Raw genomic sequence first — 14,534 nt, forward strand, 5'->3', positions numbered from 1 at the left:
CGCGCATGCAGTCGGCGGTGTCCGCGCCGCCCGCTCCCCCGGCCCAGTGGCACCGCGTCCTGACCCTGCTCGCCGACATCGGTCTGCTGATCGGAACGCGTGCGGTGTGGACGTCGGCGGCCAGTCACCGTCCGGCCGTGGCCGCGGTGATCTCGCTGTGCTACGCCTCGATCCTGGGGTGCGGGGTGCTGGCCCTGGTCGTCCGCCGGGCCCGGTCGCTGGCTCGGGTCGATCTGTGCGTCCTGGTGACGGGCGTGACGCTCACCCTGTGCGCGTGGATCATGCTCCACAACGGCTCCGACGAGGCCCTCCTCACCACTCAGGCGGCGCGCGAACTGGCCGCGGGACACCCGGTGTACGGGCAGCCGTGGCCCTGGCTCTTCGGCCACGGCGTGGCCCTCACCCCGACGGTGACCGGCGGCTACGACTACACCTACGGCTATCCGCCGCTGGCCCCGCTGCTGACGGCGCCGCTGCTGTGGCTGGGCCACGGCGGCACTCCGGCGACGGCGGTGAGCACCGGCGCGCTGATCGCCGGGACGGTCGTGCTGTGGCGGATGCTGCCGGCGCCGTGGCGGTCGGCGGCGACCCTGGTGTGCCTGGGCTTCGGGATGCTGCCGTCGTACGGGCGGCTCGGATACCCGGCGATCGTGGCGATGGCGCTGCTGGTGCCGGTGGTGGTGCGCTGGACCCGGACCGGGGCGGGCGGGCGGCTCGGGGCGGCGGGTCTGGCTCGGGCGGCGTGTCTGGGGGTGGCGTGTGCGGCGCAGCAACTCCCCTGGTTCCTGGCGCCGTTCCTGCTGGCCGGGATCCACGCGGTGCGGCGCGGCGAGCTGGGCGGGCGGGCGGCGACGCTGGTGGTGGCGAGGTTCGCCGGGGCCGCGGCCGGCGGGTGGCTGCTGGTCAACGCGTACTTCGTGGTGAGCGAGCCCGGGCGCTGGCTCACCGGGATCGCCCTGCCCCTCACTCAAGGGGCGGTGTTGCACGGCCAGGGCGTGGTCGGCATCTCGCTGTATCTGACCGACGGCAGCGACCGGATCGACTGGTACTCCCACGCGAGCCTGCTGCTGCTCGCCGGGTTGCTCGCACTGTTCGTGCTGTTCGTGCGGCGGCTGGGACCGGCCGCGACCGTGCTGCCCTGGTGCGCCTTCTACCTGGCGACCCGTTCCCAGGACGGCTACTACCTGCTGATGACACCGCTGTGGCTGGCGGCGGCGGTGACCACTCCGGCGTCGGCGTTCGCCGCGGCGTGGCAGCCTCGCCCGCGGCTGCTGTCCGGGCCGCACCGCCGCCCGGCGCGTTTCGCCGCGGCGGCCCTGCTGCTCGCACCGGCGCTGGGCGGCGCGGCCGTGGCGGCGACGGGCACACCACCTCTGCGCATGCGGGTCACGGCGGTCCGGCACCCCTCCGCGGCGACCGTCTCCCGCCTCACCCTCCAGGTCGCCAACACCGGCGACACGGCCCTCACCCCGCACTTCACGCTGACCACCGGCCAGGGCATGGAGCCGTACTGGCGGGTGGTCCGGGGTCCGCGCACCCTGCCCGCGCACGGCAGTGCCCGCTACGAACTCGGGCCGTCCGCGGGCCGCTTCGCGCTGCCCCGGCCGGGGGTCCGGATCCGCCTGCGGGCGTTCACGGCGTCGCCGCAGACCCTGTCGAGCGCGGATGTGCAGGAGGCGGTGCGCGGGGCGGGCTGACGGCGGCGCCGGTGCGCCGGGGGCGTCGTCAGCCCGCGGTCCGGGTGAAGCGGAGGGTGGCGGTGACCGTGGTGCGGCCGCGGATCATGCCCAGTTGGTTCCAGCCCATGCCGAACTGCTCGCGTTCCACGGTGAATTCGGTGTCCAGGGTGAGGCCCGCGGTGTCCCGGTCCGTCACACGCGCGGTCAGGGACAGCGGCCTGCTGATGCCCCGCACGGTCAGCTGGCCGACGACGTGCACCTGGTCCCCGTCGCGGAGCTCGGCGCTGCGGGTCGCGAAGGTGATCTCGGGGTGGTGGTCGGCGTCGAAGAGACGCTCGACGTCTCGCACGACGAGTTCCTCGTCCTGTGCCTGCTCGCGGAGCAGCCCGAGGGCGGCCTGCGCATGACGCGCGTCGCGGAACTCCTGGGCCGCCCCAAGACCCGCCTCACCTACCAGATCGCCTGCCTCCAGCACGCCGGTCTCGTCACCCGCAGGTCGGTCTGCGGCGACAAGCGGGGCATCGAGGTCATCCTCACGGACAAGGCCCGCCGCCAGCTCAAGGAGGCCTCGGCCCCGCTCGCCGCGACGGTCACCGAATCCCTCGCGCACTTCATGGGACCGGAGCAGTGCGCGGCGATGCGGGGGCTGGTGCCGGATCTGACGGGGGACGCGCGCGCGGAGTGAGCCGGGCAGGCCGCCGGCAGGTGTCGGCGGGCTCGCAGAAAGACTGCGCGAACGGTCGGCAGGGAGGTGCGGTTCGACGCGAGGGCCGGGCCGCGTACGCGACGGACGCCGCCGGGTTCCGGCAGACGCCGATCGGGGTGTCGCTGCCACCGCGCCGCCGCGGCCACCACCTCATCGCGCCTCGGGCGGCTTCATCTACACAGCCGTAGAATCCGGGAACACCGGCGCGACGACGCGCGTTGTATCGGAGACACACCACAGCTAAGGAGCACGTTCTTGTCCGCCAGACCGACGGACCCTCCGGGGCACAGTCCCCGACCATCCCGCCACGACATGAGTGATCGCGGCACACGGCGGGGTGGTGTTCGATGAGTGCCGTACAGGCCTTGCCGGGCCTGCTCGCCGTGTTCGTGCTGACCGCCGGCACCGGCTACTTCGTCGCCCAGGAGTTCGCCTACGTCTCCGCCGACCGGCTCACCCTCGCGCGTGAGGCCGAGGCCGGGGACCGCAGGGCGGCCCGGGCCCTTCAGGTGCTGGAGCGGCTGTCGTTCATGCTGTCCGGGGCGCAGCTCGGGATCACCGTCACCGGGCTGGTCGTCGGCTTCATCGCCGAACCGTCGGTGTCGGCGCTGCTCAGGCCCGCCCTTTCGGGGATCGGGCTGCCCGACGGGGCCATCGGCGGCATCGCCGTCGTGCTCGCCTTCGTGCTGGCCACGGTCGTGCAGATGGTGCTGGGTGAACTCGCCCCGAAGAACCTCGCGATCGCCGTGCCCGAGCGGCTGGCGAAGGCACTGGCCCCGTCCACGCTGGCGTATCTGAAGGTCGTCGGCCCCGTCGTACGGATCTTCGACAGTGCGGCCAACCGGCTGCTGCGCAAGGTCGGGATCGAGCCCGTCGAGGAGCTGCACCACGGCGCCACGCTGGAGGAGCTCGGCCATCTGATCGGCGAGTCCCACGAGCAGGGTGAACTGCCCGAGGACACGGCCGCGCTGCTGGACCACGCGCTGGAGTTCTCCGAGCGGGCCCTCGACGAGGTGATGGTGCCGCGTGCCGACGCCGTGTTCGTCCGCAAGGACGCCGGTGCCGAGGAGGCGGTCGGCCTGATCGCACGACACGGTCACTCCAACTACCCGGTGCTCGGCGACCATCCGGACGACATCGTGGGCGTGCTGGGCGTGCGCGAGCTGATGGCGCTGCCCGCCGCGCGTCTGGCCGGCGCACGGGCCGGTGAGGTGGCCCGGCGGCCGCTGCTGCTGCCGGACAGGCTCGCGCTGCCCGACGCGGTGGCGCGGATGCGGGAGCAGGACGACGAGTTCGCGGTCGTCCTCGACGAGCACGGCGGCGTGGCGGGCATCGTCACGTACGAGGACATCGCCGAGGAGCTGGTCGGTGACATCGCCGACGAGTCCGACGAGGTCACCGTGCTCGCGGTCGCGGACGGCGACGGCTGGCTGGTGGACGCCGGCCGCCGGGTGGACGAGGTGACCGAGGCGACCGGAATCCGGCTGCCGGAGGACGACGACTACGACACCGTGGCCGGCCTGGTCGTGGACCGGCTCGGCCGCTTCCCGACGGTCGGCGACCGGGTCACGGTCGAGCAGCCCGGGGGCGGCCGGGCCGTGATCGACGTCCGCACGCTGGACCGGCACGTGGCCGACCGCGTCCGGATCAGCCCGCTGGTGGAGGCCGTGGAAGCCGAGGAGATGGCGTGAGTTTCCCGATGGCGGTCTTCGTGACCGTGCTACTGCTGATCGGCAGCGGCTTCTTCGTGGCGGCCGAGTTCGCTCTGGTCGCCGCCAAGCGGCACCGGATGGAGAAGGCGGCGGCCGAAGGGCGGCGCGGCGCCGGGGCGGCCCTGGCCGGGATGCGCGAGCTGTCGCTGATGCTGGCCGGCGCCCAGCTGGGCATCACCGTGTGCACGCTGGGCCTGGGCTCGGTGTCCAAGCCGGCGATCTCGCACGAACTCGACCCGCTGCTGCACACACTGGGTCTGCCCAGCGCCGTGAGCTACGGCGTGGCCTTCGCCGTGGCCATGGTCGTGGTGGTGTTCCTGCACATGGTGGTCGGCGAGATGGCGCCCAAGTCCTGGGCGATCGCCCACCCGGAGCGTTCGGCGATGCTTCTGTCGCCGCCCTTCCGGGCCGTGGTGCGGGCCGTTCGTCCGCTGATCCGGCTGCTCAACCGGGTCAGCAACGCCCTGGTACGGCTGTGCCGGGTCGCCCCGCGCGACGAGCTGGCCTCGGTGCACAACCGGGAGCAGCTGACGCACCTGGTGGAGGAGTCGGAGCGGCTGGGTCTGATCAGCGCGACCGACTCGGAGCTGCTGACCCGCTCGCTGACCGAGCCGGAGACTCCGGTCGCCGCGCTGCGGATCCCGGCCGCGGAGATCACCTGGGTCGAGGGCGGTGCGGACGTCGAGGCGCTGCTGCGCTTCGCCGCCGAGCACGACCGCACCCGGCTGCTGGTCCGGGAGAACGGCACCGTCCTCGGCTCGGTGCACGCCCGGGACGCCCTCGTGGCCCGGGCCAGGGGCCGCGCCACGACCGCGCGGGACCTCGCCCGGCCGGTGCCCGAGCTGGCCGAGACCGCCACGGTCGCCGAGGCGATCGAGGTCCTGCGACGCCGCCGGTCGTCCCTGGCCGTGGTCCGCGACGACGCCGGCCGCCTCACAGGCCTGGTCACCCTGGACGACCTGCTGGCCCGCCTGATGCAGCCGGCCGCGGCGTCCTGACGGGGCCGGGTCGGCCGACGAGGTCGAGGTCGCCCGGCGGAGACGAGGCCGCCGATGGAAGTGAGGTCCGCCAGACCAGGACGCCCCACCCGGCAGGACGCCCCGCCCAACCAGGCCGGGGCCACCCACCAGGCCGGGGCCACCCACCAGGCCGCGGTCCGCCGGCGGCGAGGTCGGGGGCCGAACATCCAGGACATCTGCACACCGCGTGCCCGGAGGCGGGGTCGTGGCCGGGCCGTCGGCGTGTCCCCGTCGCGGCCTGGGGACTTGGCGGTGAAGTGCCCGTTTCGGGAATCGGGGCGCAATACTGCCGCGCCCGGTCGAGCGACGGGGAGTGTGAAGTATTGGGCATATCTCGTGACCCCGCGGTCACAGCGGTGAAGGCGTACGGCGGACCGAGCCGTGGATCGTCGGTGGGCGGTTGGATCTCCTCCACCCGGGGTGCTTTGATCCTGCGCACGGCGGGAGCAGCCGGGGCGGAATCCACGTCCCCGGATTCCGGCGCTCACCCGCGCTCACCGCCATTGCGAGACATACACGCGAAGGGAAACTCCCCCATGAACCTCACCTCTCGGGTCGACACCGCTGAGCTCTCCGACGCCGACCTGGACACCGTGGCCGGTGGCAACGCGGGCGGCGTCGATGTCTCCGCGGGCCTCGCGGGCGGCCTCTCCGCCGGCCTGGTCGGCCCGCTGACCGGCGAGGCCTGCGCCACCGTGCAGGCGGTCCTCTCGCCGGAGGGCGCGGCCGCGGGCGCGAACGCGGGCGTGCACACGACGTCGCTCTGACGACATCCGCTCACGAAGGGCCCCGGGGAGCGATCCCCGGGGCCCTCTCGTTGGCGACGTCGCCATGAACACGACCACAACCGCAAACGTGTGGACTTTGCGAAGCACGTGATGGAAATCTGGACACCACGGGGGTGGGTAACGCGGTGGGAGGGCGTGACGCAGACTTACTCGGACCCCTCTGATCCCGGCTGCAAACCGATAGGAAGACGGCTGTGAAACCCGACTCGACCCGGACCGAAGAACTGCCGATCTACGAGAGCCTCATACGCGAACGCGGGGACGTCGTGGAGGAGGCCCGTGTGGTGGCCGAGGAGACCCAGCACCAGATGAGCCTGGCGCTGAGCGGCGTCGCCGCGACCCCGCACGAGACCGGCGCCTCCTGACCCGGGGACCCGTCCGGGCCCCGGCGGCGCGGACGCTTCCCGGCCGGGCCGTCACCCGCCGAGCGGGTCGTGGCCCCAGTTCATCAGGGAGTACCGCCACCGTGAGTCCCGTACGTCCCCGGAGGGCCGCTGGGCCAGGTGGCGGCGGACGTAGCCGACGACCTTGCGCATGTGCCGGTAGTCGTCGTCCGTGAGGTCGCCCCTCTTGGCCCGCAGGATCGCGACGATCCGCCGGCCGGAGGCGTGCCCGGTGGACTCGCCCCCGTCCTGGTGCTGCCCGGCGCTTTGCGAGTCGTCGGACTCCAGCCACTTCTCCAGGTCGGCCGGTGCCATGTTCACCAGCTCACGGAAGTCGTTCCAGGTCTCCTCGCGCTCAGCGTCGTCCACGCCGCCTCACTTCTTCTTCTTGAGCGCGGACGGCTTGTGCACCGCGGTCCTGCCGGACTTGTCGCTGCGCACCTCGTACTGGGGGTCGTCCGGCGAGGCGTCGACCGTGCGGCCGGACGTCTCGGTCCGTTCGGTGATCTCCCGCTCCACCTCGCCCTCGGTGCGGCTGCCGTGACTGCTCCAGGTGACCCTGTCGCCCTTCTTCGGCTTCCCGCCCTCGCTGCGGCCTTTCGCCATGCCGGTGCTCCCTCGTGGAGAAGGTGTGCTGTCCCTCCAGCGTGCGGGCCGACCGGTCAGGGCGCAGCTCGACGGGCACCGGCCCGGCATTCGCCCCTGGCGCCCCTGCCGAAGGCCCACGCCATGCCGGGCTCCGTCACACAGCGGAAGGCCCGCCGAACGGACGGTGTGCACAGGGCCGTGACGACCAGGGTCGCGACCAGGGTGGCGGTGATCGCACCGACAGGTCCCCGGACCCAGGCCGGCTCGTACCAGCCCCAGTACTTCGCGGCCTGTGCGACGAAACCGTGCAGCAGATAGCCGGACAGGGTGCCGGCGCCCAGGGCCGTGAACCAGGTCCGGCGCCCGGGCACCCAGGCGACGAAGCAGCCGACCAGGACGAGGGAGCAGCCGAAGGCCGGCCAGGGTCATCGCGGGCCCGTACCAGAGGGGCGCACCGAGCTCCTCGGCGCTGTCGGCGTGGAAGAACCAGGCGTAGTCCATCCGCGGGACCACCCAGTACCCCACGGCCAGGGCGCAGCCGGCCACCGGTACGGCGAGGACCCGTACCGTGCGCCGCCGCACCAGCCGGAAGTGCTCCGGCCGCAGCAGCAGACCGAACAGTCGGCCCGCTTGAGCAGGGCGCGGTCGAGGTCCTGGCTGCGCTGCGGCAGGGCGGAGGCGTAGTACTCGTAGCCCTTGCCGAACAGGTCGTTGGCGACCTCGCCGGCGCCGGACAGGGCGCCGTCGGCGAGTTCCTGCCGGTCGGCGATGAGGAAGAACGCCTCACGCACCTCCCACGGGGTGTTCGCGAGCCGCGGCAACGCGTGTGTGGACGGCACCGTGGCGGCGTATCTGGTCGACGGGACGGCACCCTCCGCCAAGGTGAGGTGCCCGGGTCCGGGCCTGCCGGCGCCGGAGTGACCTCCGGCGCTCAGGTCTCCTTCCACACGAGCACGGTCAGGACGGCGCTCGCGACGGTGACCGGCACGGCGGCCTGGTTCAGCAGCCGTACCCGCATGCCGCGGCCCGACGCGAGCCGCTTCGTCACGGGCAGGACCGCGAAGGTGCCGCCGCCGGTTCCGACGATCTCGTGGATCGGGTGGTCCGCGCGGTGCTGGTCGCCCTGGTACTCCGACATGCGCGCCTGGACGACCGCGCCCACCGGGAGACCGTCGATGTGGAGGCCGAGGGTTCCGCTGAAGCGGGCCGGTCCGCGGGCGAAGACGCTTCCGCCGGTGGCGTGGTCGCCGGTCTCGTCGGTCCACTCCGCGGTGAACTCGACCGAGTCCCAGGCGCCGGGCGCGAGGCGGTACTGCGTGGCGACACCGAGGTTGACGTACTGGGGCATGGGGTCCTCTCCTTCCCACCGGCCCGCCGGGTGGGCCAGGGCATCGGCGACGTCACGGCGGAAGCCGGCCATGTCGAATCCGCGCGGGTCGACCTTCGAGTCGCTCCATTCCAGGTGGCCGATGGCGCTCTTGGGGCCCCAGCCGTGGGCGCGGCAGATCGCGGCGGTGGCCTTGACCATCGCGAGGTACTGGGCGGGCGGCCACGGATCCTTGCCGTCGCCCTTGTTCTCGCACTCCCAGCCGTAGAACCGGGCGTTGCCGTCGACCGCGCCGGCCGAGCCGTCGTGTTCGTGCGTCGGGGGCGGATACGTGCCGTACGACTCGCCGATGACGGCGTTGAGCACGTCGCCGTCGCCGCCGCCGGCGTGGTTGGCCCGGCCGTTGCCCGTGAGGTGGACGACGCCGTCCTTGGTGATGCAGCCGGTGGCGAGGGGGCCGGGCAGGGCGCTGTGACCGTTGAAGATCAGCCGGACGACGTCGGTGCCGGGGCCAGTGACGGTGTGGTGGATGACCACACCGTGCACCGGGCCCCAAGGGCCTTTGTGGTTGCGGTTGTTGGTGCGCCAGCCTGCGACCTCGTGGACGGCGCAGCCCTCGGCCTTCAACGCGGCGACGAGCCGGGCGGCGGTGAGCGGGGTGGCCATGAGTCAGTCCTCCGTTCCGGCCCGTGGGTGCCGGTCTGAAGACGGTCCGATCATCTGGGGAGCGTGCCTGGTCTCGGAGCTTGCCCGTTGCGGCGGCGTGCCGGTCCTGGCGGCTCGCCCTCGGGGGCCCTCACCATTCTCGCGCCGCTCGTCCCGCCGCTCACCTCGCCGTGCGCCACGTCCGCAAATTCGGCGCGATTACGACGCTGCCGCACCAGGGGGCGTGGGGCGGGGTCCGGTGGACACCGGGTCCGGTTCGGACAGCCACCGCATGGGTGTTCGGCAACTTCACCGACCCCGCCATCGAGTAAGCCATCGGCTTCTGGGCCCAGTTGTGCGGGACCGGCGGAACCGCCTACCGACCCGGCACCGCGGCGAACCCGACCGAGTGCCGCTGATCTGCCGGTGGTTCGAACGGGACGGGTGCGCCCGGCACGCCGCGTCCGAGGCCGTCTCGGCGTTGCGGGCGACCGGATTTCGACCATGGTCCGCGTGTCGGGGCGGGGCCCGTCAGACCGGGTCCGTGGTGGGTTCGGCGCGGTAGGGGTCCAGGGCGGCGGCGCGTTCGCGGTACGGGATGCGGGAGAGCCGGGACCCCATGGGCCACGTCGTGTCGAGGCGGTAGCGGTCCCAGCCGTACTGCTCGAAACGGCGGATGGCGTTCCCGAGCCGGGTCGGGGCGATCTGGTCGTCGGCGATCGGGAACCGGGCGGACCGCTCCCGCAGCAGCCCGCGTCGGACGGCGGTGCGACGCCGGTCCCGCTCGTTCAGCCGGTCCGCTGATCCAACCGCACGCCGATGGTGCCGGGCGATCCGGCGGGCAGGGCGCCCGGGCTCCGGGAACCCGGAACGTCAGCCGGGGACAGACGGGCTCAGGGGTGCGGCGGCGGGTCGCACGCCCAGATGCGGCTGCTCAGGTCCGAGCCGCGCAGGACCTGGACGCGCCAAGGGTCGATGCGCAGCAGGTGGTAGTCGGGGCTGTCGGGGCCGGCGCTCCAGTAGAGGTGGGGGTCGTAGCCGACGCCCGGAGGGCTGTTGCGGCGGTACAGCTCCCACGCGCGCAGCTTGGTGTCGCGGTCGGACACCCAGGCCGAGACGCTGTCGACGAACACCGCGTCCTGGCGGGGGTGCCAGTAGGCGTACGTCGTGTGGGGGTTGCGTGCCAGGTGGGCGGCCTTCACCGGGGTGCGGAAGACCGCCAGCCATCCGACGGGGCGTTTGTCGACGGTCTCCCAGACGGGCTGGACGACGCGCGCCCGGGGGCGGTTGTGCCGGTCGACGGTGACCATCGTGCAGTAGACGGTCCGCTGGACGTACTCGACGAAGGCGGCCTCGATCTCGGAGAACGAACGCACCTGTGCAGTGCCCATGGCGATACCTCGGATTCACATGCGCGGGGACGGAAACGGGGAAAACGGGCGGGCCGCCCGGCCGCTCCACGGGGAGCGGCCGGGCGGCCGGTGGTGTCCGATCGGCGGACCTCACAGGTCACGGAGCGGGCGGGAAGTGCCCTTCCTGGACGAAGAACTCCACGTATGTGGTGAAGAGTTCGCGGGTCAGCGGCGGGCAGGAGATGTCCGTCCCGGCCAGTGCCGTCTCGGTCTCGGCCGTGTCGATGGGCGGGTAGAAGCCGTCGGTGTCGGACGTCATCATCTCGAAGGCGTGCAGCAGCGGCAGCAGGGCGTTGTCCCGGTCCGACCGCACCGTGTCGTTCCACCGATCCCGGTCGGTCTCGTCGATCCGGTACCCGAGTTCGCGCAGGTACGACACGCAGTCGGCGAGGCTCAGGGAGCTGCGGTTGAACAGGTGGAAGGTGCCGCCGGCCGGCTCACGCTGTGAGATGCCGACGATGGCCGCGCTGACGTAGTCGACGGGCAGCAGGTGGAAGCGGCCTGAGACACCGGCCGGCGCGGCCTGCGCCTGGAGGAGGCCCTTGAGGCTGAGCCAGACGAAGTCGCGGGTCTGGCAGGCCCCGTTGCGGGTGTCGCCGGAGATGACGTCCACGCGGTGCACCGACACCGGCAGTCCCCTCTCCCGGGCGAGGCCGACGAGCTGCTCGGCGACCCACTTGGACTGGAGGTAGCCGCTGGGCAGGGCTTCGGCGGGGCCGGTCGGGTCGGTCACCTTCAGGGGGACACCGGGCGTGACCGGGCCGTTGAAGACTCCGACGGTGGAGATGTAGTGCACCGGGACCGTGCGGTGGCGGGCCGCCAGGCGCAGGATCTCCCGGGTGCCGTGGACGTTGGCCGCGCGCAGCGCCTCGTAGGGGTGGAGCCAGTGCACGGTCGCGCCCGCGTGGTAGACGGCGTCCACGGTGCGGGCGAGGCCGTCGAACTCCTCCTCGGTCAGGCCGAGTCGCTCCTCGGCCAGGTCCCCGGCGCGGACCCGCAGCCGGCTCTCGTCGATCTCGTCCCAGACTCGGTACCAGGTGAGGCTGGTGCGCAGCCGCTCGTACGCCGCCGCGTCGTCGGCGCCGCGCACCAGGCAGTGCAGGCGGGCGGTCGTGGTGCGCATCAGGTCGCGCACCAGGAACGCGCCGAGGAAGCCGCTCGCACCGGTGACGAGGATGTCGGACGGGTCGGTGGCGGTGCGGACGACCTCGTCGGCCGGGCGGATGTCGTCGGGCAGGACGAGATCGGCGGCGTGGTCGACGGCCGGAGCCGCCTCGGAATCGCCCTGGGGCGCGAGGAGTTCGGTGCGCAGGTGTGCCGCCAGGGCCCGGGGCGTCGGGTGGTCGAAGACCAGGGTGGCGGGCAGGCGCAGGCCGGTGACCGTCGCGAGCCGGTTGCGCAGCTCGACGGAGGTGAGCGAGTCGAAACCGCTGCTCTGCAGGGGCCGTTCGGGGTCGACGGTGCCGGAACGCCCGAGGACCCGGGCGATCTCGGCCGACACGGCGTCGAGGACGACCGTGTGCTGCGCGGCCTCGTCGAGCCCGGCGAGCCGGTCGGCGAGCCCGGGCCCCGCGTCGGCCGCGCCGCGCGCCGTGGCACGGACCGGCACGCGCACCAGCGACCTGAGCAGCACCGGGACCTGCGGCTGGCGGCGCAGGACGGGGATGTCGAGCGGGGTGGCCACGAGGTAGGGGCGGCCGGTGTCCAAAGCCAGGTCGAACAGGGCCGTGCCGAGCTCCTGCGGGACGGTGCGGAAGCCGCTGCGGGCGATCCGCTTCAGGTCCGTCTCGGTCAGGCCGCCCGTCAGGCCGGTCGCCTGCTCCCACAGGCCCCAGGCGATGGACGTGGCCGGCAGACCCGACGCGGCACGGTGCCGGGCGAGCGCGTCCAGGTGGGCGTTGGCCGCGGCGTAGGTGGACTGGCCGGGGCCACCGACGGCCGCGGCCACGGACGAGAAGAGCACGAACGCCGTCAGCCCGGCGTCCCGGGTCAGCTCGTGCAGGTTCCAGGCCGCGTCGGCCTTGGGCCGCAGCACGGCGTCGAGCCGCTCCGGGGTCTGCGAGGCGATGACGCCGTCGTCGAGGACGCCCGCGGTGTGGACGACGCCGCGCAGCGGGTGCGCCGTCGGCACCGAGGCCAGGACGCCCGCGAGGGCGGTGCGGTCGGCGACGTCCGCGGCGGTCACGGTCACGGTCGCGCCCAGCGACCGCAGTTCGGAGCACAGCTCGGCGGCGCCCGGGGCGTCCGGGCCACGCCTGCTGACCAGCAGCAGGTGGCGTACGCCGTGGTCGGTGACCAGGTGGCGGGCGAAGTGGGCGCCGAGCGAGCCCGTACCGCCGGTGACCAGGACGGTGCCGTCGGGGTCCCAGACCGTGCGGCGTCCGTCGGCGGCGGGCTGCGGTACGGGGGTGCGCAGCAGGCGCGGTACGTGGATCCGGGGGGTGGTGCCGGAAACGGTGGTGGTGCCGCCCGGGGTGGTGGTGCCACGGATCGCGGCCTGCGGTTCGCCGGAGGCGACCACCGCGGACAGCGTGTCCGGACCGGGTTCGCCGTCCGCGTCGACCAGGACGATCCGCCCCGGCGACTCCGACTGCGCCGAGCGCAGCAGGCCCCAGGCCGCAGCGGCGGCAGGGTCGGTGACGTCCTCGTCGTCGGCGACGGCCATGGCACCCCGGGTGACGAAGACCAGCGGCGTGCCGGCCAGGGCCTCCTCGGCGAGCCACTGCCGCGCCCAGGAGAGGGCCCGGCCCACGGTGTCCCTGACGGCGTCCCCCGCGATTGCTTCTGCGGGGGTGGTCAGGTCGAGGCGTACGGCCCCGATGCGCTCGCCGGCCGCCGTGACCGCCGCGGTGACGGCGAGTACGTCCGGGTGCGCGGCGGAGCCGAGGGTGAGCCAGTTCAGGGAGGCGGCGGGCAACGGGCGGGCGATCCACTCCACGTGATGGAGGGCGTCGCGGTGCCGGGAGCGGGCGGCCCGCAACGCCTCGGCGCGGACGGGTCCGACGGTCACGGCGTCGGCCACCGCGACCACCTGTCCGGCCGGGTCGGTGAGGCGCACCGCGTAGGTGTCGTCGGCGCCGGGGACCGGGGCGAGGTGCACACGCAGCGTGTCCGCGCCGACGGCGTACAGCCGCAGACCGCTCCATCGGGTGACCGTGGGCGGCAGACCGGGCAGCCCGGCGGCGTACAGCGGTTGCAGGGCGGCTTCCAGCAGCGCCGGGTGCAGCCCGAACCCCTCGGCGTGCGGATCGGTGTCGGAGTCCAGGGCCACCTCGGCGAACAGCTCGTCGGCGCGCCGCCACATCCGGGTGAGCCTTCGGTACGCGGGACCGTAGTGCACACCGGCGGCGGCGAAACGCTCGTACAACTCCTGTGTCCGGTCCGGGGATTGCCCGCCGTCCGGGTCCAGGCCGGCGGGCGGCTCCATGTCGGCGAGTGGCTCCGCGCCGGCCGGTGGCCACGGCGCCGGCTCGGTGGCCGCCGGCGAGACGAGCGGGGTGTCGCTGAGCAGGCCGTGGGCGTGGCGCGTCCAGGACGCGTCGGCCCGGTCGGGCCGGGCGTGGACGCTGAGGACGCGTCGGCCGTCGGTGTCCGGTTCGCCGACGCGGACCTGGAGATGCAGGGCTCCCTCGCGGGGCAGCACCAGTGGCGCGTCGACGACGAGTTCGTCCACGGCCGTGCAGCCCGTCTCGTCCCCGGCCCGGACGGCCAGTTCGGCGAGGACCGTACTGGGCACGACGCTCTCCCCGGCGACGGTGTGCGCGGCGAGGAGCCGGTCCGTACGGGCCGACAGGCGGGTCGTGAACAGTGCCTCGTCGCGGTCGCCGGGGAACAGCGCGGCGCCGACGAGGGGGTGGTCGGTGCTGTCCAGACCGAATCCGCGCGCGTCACGGCGGCCGGCCGCGAGCGCCTCGGTCCAGTACCGCTGGTGCCGGAAGGCGTAGGTGGGCAGCGGGACCCGGCGTGCTCCGGAGCCGGCGAAGAACGCCTCCCAGTCGACGGGCACGCCCCGGGTGTGCAGGGTGCCGACGCCGTCGGCCAGCGCGGACGGTTCGGGCCTGTCATGGCGCTGGAGAGCCTGGACGGTGACGTCGTCCCGGTCCGTGAGCACCGTCTGTGCGAGGGCGGTGAGGACGCCGCCGGGGCCGATCTCCACGACGGTCCGCACTCCCTGGTCGTACAGGGTGGTGACGGCGTCGGCGTAGCGGACGGCCTGGCGGACCTGGGTCACCCAGTAGTCCGCAGACCGCAGATCCTCACCCTCGGCCAGCCGGC

At 73.6% G+C, this 14,534-nt stretch carries 12 protein-coding genes and 3 pseudogenes; 7 read left to right on the forward strand and 8 right to left on the reverse strand.

Annotation, left to right across the window (positions count from 1 at the left end; all coding sequences use genetic code 11):
* Positions 1-5 precede the first annotated feature (5 nt).
* The gene (locus HDC93_RS15060) at positions 6-1,697 is read left to right on the forward strand and encodes a hypothetical protein (RefSeq protein ID WP_185011083.1); all 1,692 of its coding nucleotides are present in this window, start codon (positions 6-8) and stop codon (positions 1,695-1,697) included.
* A gap of 28 nt (positions 1,698-1,725) precedes the next feature.
* On the opposite strand, the pseudogene HDC93_RS15065 reads toward HDC93_RS15060, so the two are convergent.
* Positions 1,726-2,007 (reverse strand): annotated as a pseudogene (locus tag HDC93_RS15065) (YceI family protein); the annotation flags it as partial.
* On the opposite strand from HDC93_RS15065, the gene HDC93_RS15070 reads away from it, so the two are divergent.
* The 5 genes from HDC93_RS15070 to HDC93_RS15090 all read left to right on the forward strand — a co-directional run bounded on the left by HDC93_RS15070 (position 1,990) and on the right by HDC93_RS15090 (position 6,269).
* A complete protein-coding gene (locus HDC93_RS15070) occupies positions 1,990-2,364 on the forward strand; it encodes a MarR family transcriptional regulator (protein ID WP_311774548.1) in 375 nt (124 codons plus the stop codon). The pseudogene HDC93_RS15065 and the gene HDC93_RS15070 overlap by 18 nt on opposite strands.
* 368 nt (positions 2,365-2,732) lie before the next feature.
* A complete protein-coding gene (locus HDC93_RS15075; protein ID WP_185011023.1) occupies positions 2,733-4,076 on the forward strand; it encodes a hemolysin family protein in 1,344 nt (447 codons plus the stop codon).
* Positions 4,073-5,095 carry a hemolysin family protein gene (locus HDC93_RS15080; RefSeq protein ID WP_185011025.1) on the forward strand — a complete coding sequence of 341 codons (1,023 nt, stop codon included), beginning with the start codon at positions 4,073-4,075 and terminating at the stop codon, positions 5,093-5,095. The genes HDC93_RS15075 and HDC93_RS15080 overlap by 4 nt, the downstream gene beginning before the upstream one ends.
* A 557-nt stretch (positions 5,096-5,652) precedes the next feature.
* Complete coding sequence (locus HDC93_RS15085; protein WP_185011027.1) at positions 5,653-5,883, forward strand: hypothetical protein; 231 nt, start codon at positions 5,653-5,655, stop codon at positions 5,881-5,883.
* A gap of 215 nt (positions 5,884-6,098) precedes the next feature.
* Complete coding sequence (locus tag HDC93_RS15090) at positions 6,099-6,269, forward strand: hypothetical protein (RefSeq protein ID WP_185011028.1); 171 nt, start codon at positions 6,099-6,101, stop codon at positions 6,267-6,269.
* A 51-nt stretch (positions 6,270-6,320) separates the two neighbouring features.
* On the opposite strand, the gene HDC93_RS15095 is transcribed toward HDC93_RS15090, so the two are convergent.
* From HDC93_RS15095 to HDC93_RS15110, 4 genes and pseudogenes are all read right to left on the reverse strand, one after another.
* Entirely contained in the window at positions 6,321-6,656 is a 336-nt protein-coding gene (locus tag HDC93_RS15095) for a DUF3140 domain-containing protein (protein ID WP_185011030.1), read from the reverse strand.
* 6 nt (positions 6,657-6,662) lie between these two features.
* Positions 6,663-6,893 carry a DUF2945 domain-containing protein gene (locus HDC93_RS15100; protein ID WP_185011032.1) on the reverse strand — a complete coding sequence of 77 codons (231 nt, stop codon included), beginning with the start codon at positions 6,891-6,893 and terminating at the stop codon, positions 6,663-6,665.
* A 56-nt stretch (positions 6,894-6,949) separates the two neighbouring features.
* Positions 6,950-7,496, reverse strand: a pseudogene (locus HDC93_RS15105) (hypothetical protein); the annotation flags it as partial.
* Position 7,497: 1 nt separating this feature from the next.
* Positions 7,498-7,666, reverse strand: a pseudogene (locus HDC93_RS15110) (peptide ABC transporter substrate-binding protein); the annotation flags it as partial.
* Between HDC93_RS15110 and HDC93_RS15115 the strand changes: the two are divergent.
* Entirely contained in the window at positions 7,644-7,796 is a 153-nt protein-coding gene (locus HDC93_RS15115) for an alpha/beta hydrolase (RefSeq protein WP_260419562.1), read from the forward strand. The pseudogene HDC93_RS15110 and the gene HDC93_RS15115 sit on opposite strands and share 23 nt — an antisense overlap.
* Before the next feature lie 10 nt (positions 7,797-7,806).
* Here the strand turns inward: HDC93_RS15115 and HDC93_RS15120 are convergent, their stop codons facing one another.
* The 3 genes from HDC93_RS15120 to HDC93_RS15130 form a co-directional block, all read right to left on the reverse strand.
* On the reverse strand, positions 7,807-8,868 hold the full coding sequence (locus tag HDC93_RS15120; protein ID WP_185011034.1) for an N-acetylmuramoyl-L-alanine amidase: 1,062 nt from the start codon (positions 8,866-8,868) through the stop codon (positions 7,807-7,809).
* Positions 8,869-9,740: 872 nt separating this feature from the next.
* Positions 9,741-10,238, reverse strand: coding sequence for a pyridoxamine 5'-phosphate oxidase family protein (locus HDC93_RS15125; RefSeq protein ID WP_185011036.1), 498 nt, complete (start codon positions 10,236-10,238; stop codon positions 9,741-9,743).
* 118 nt (positions 10,239-10,356) lie between these two features.
* A complete protein-coding gene (locus HDC93_RS15130) occupies positions 10,357-14,490 on the reverse strand; it encodes a thioester reductase domain-containing protein (protein ID WP_311774549.1) in 4,134 nt (1,377 codons plus the stop codon).
* Positions 14,491-14,534: the final 44 nt, after the last annotated feature.

The organism is Streptomyces sp. AK010 (genome assembly GCF_014207295.1).
Lineage (GTDB): Bacteria > Actinomycetota > Actinomycetes > Streptomycetales > Streptomycetaceae > Streptomyces > Streptomyces massasporeus.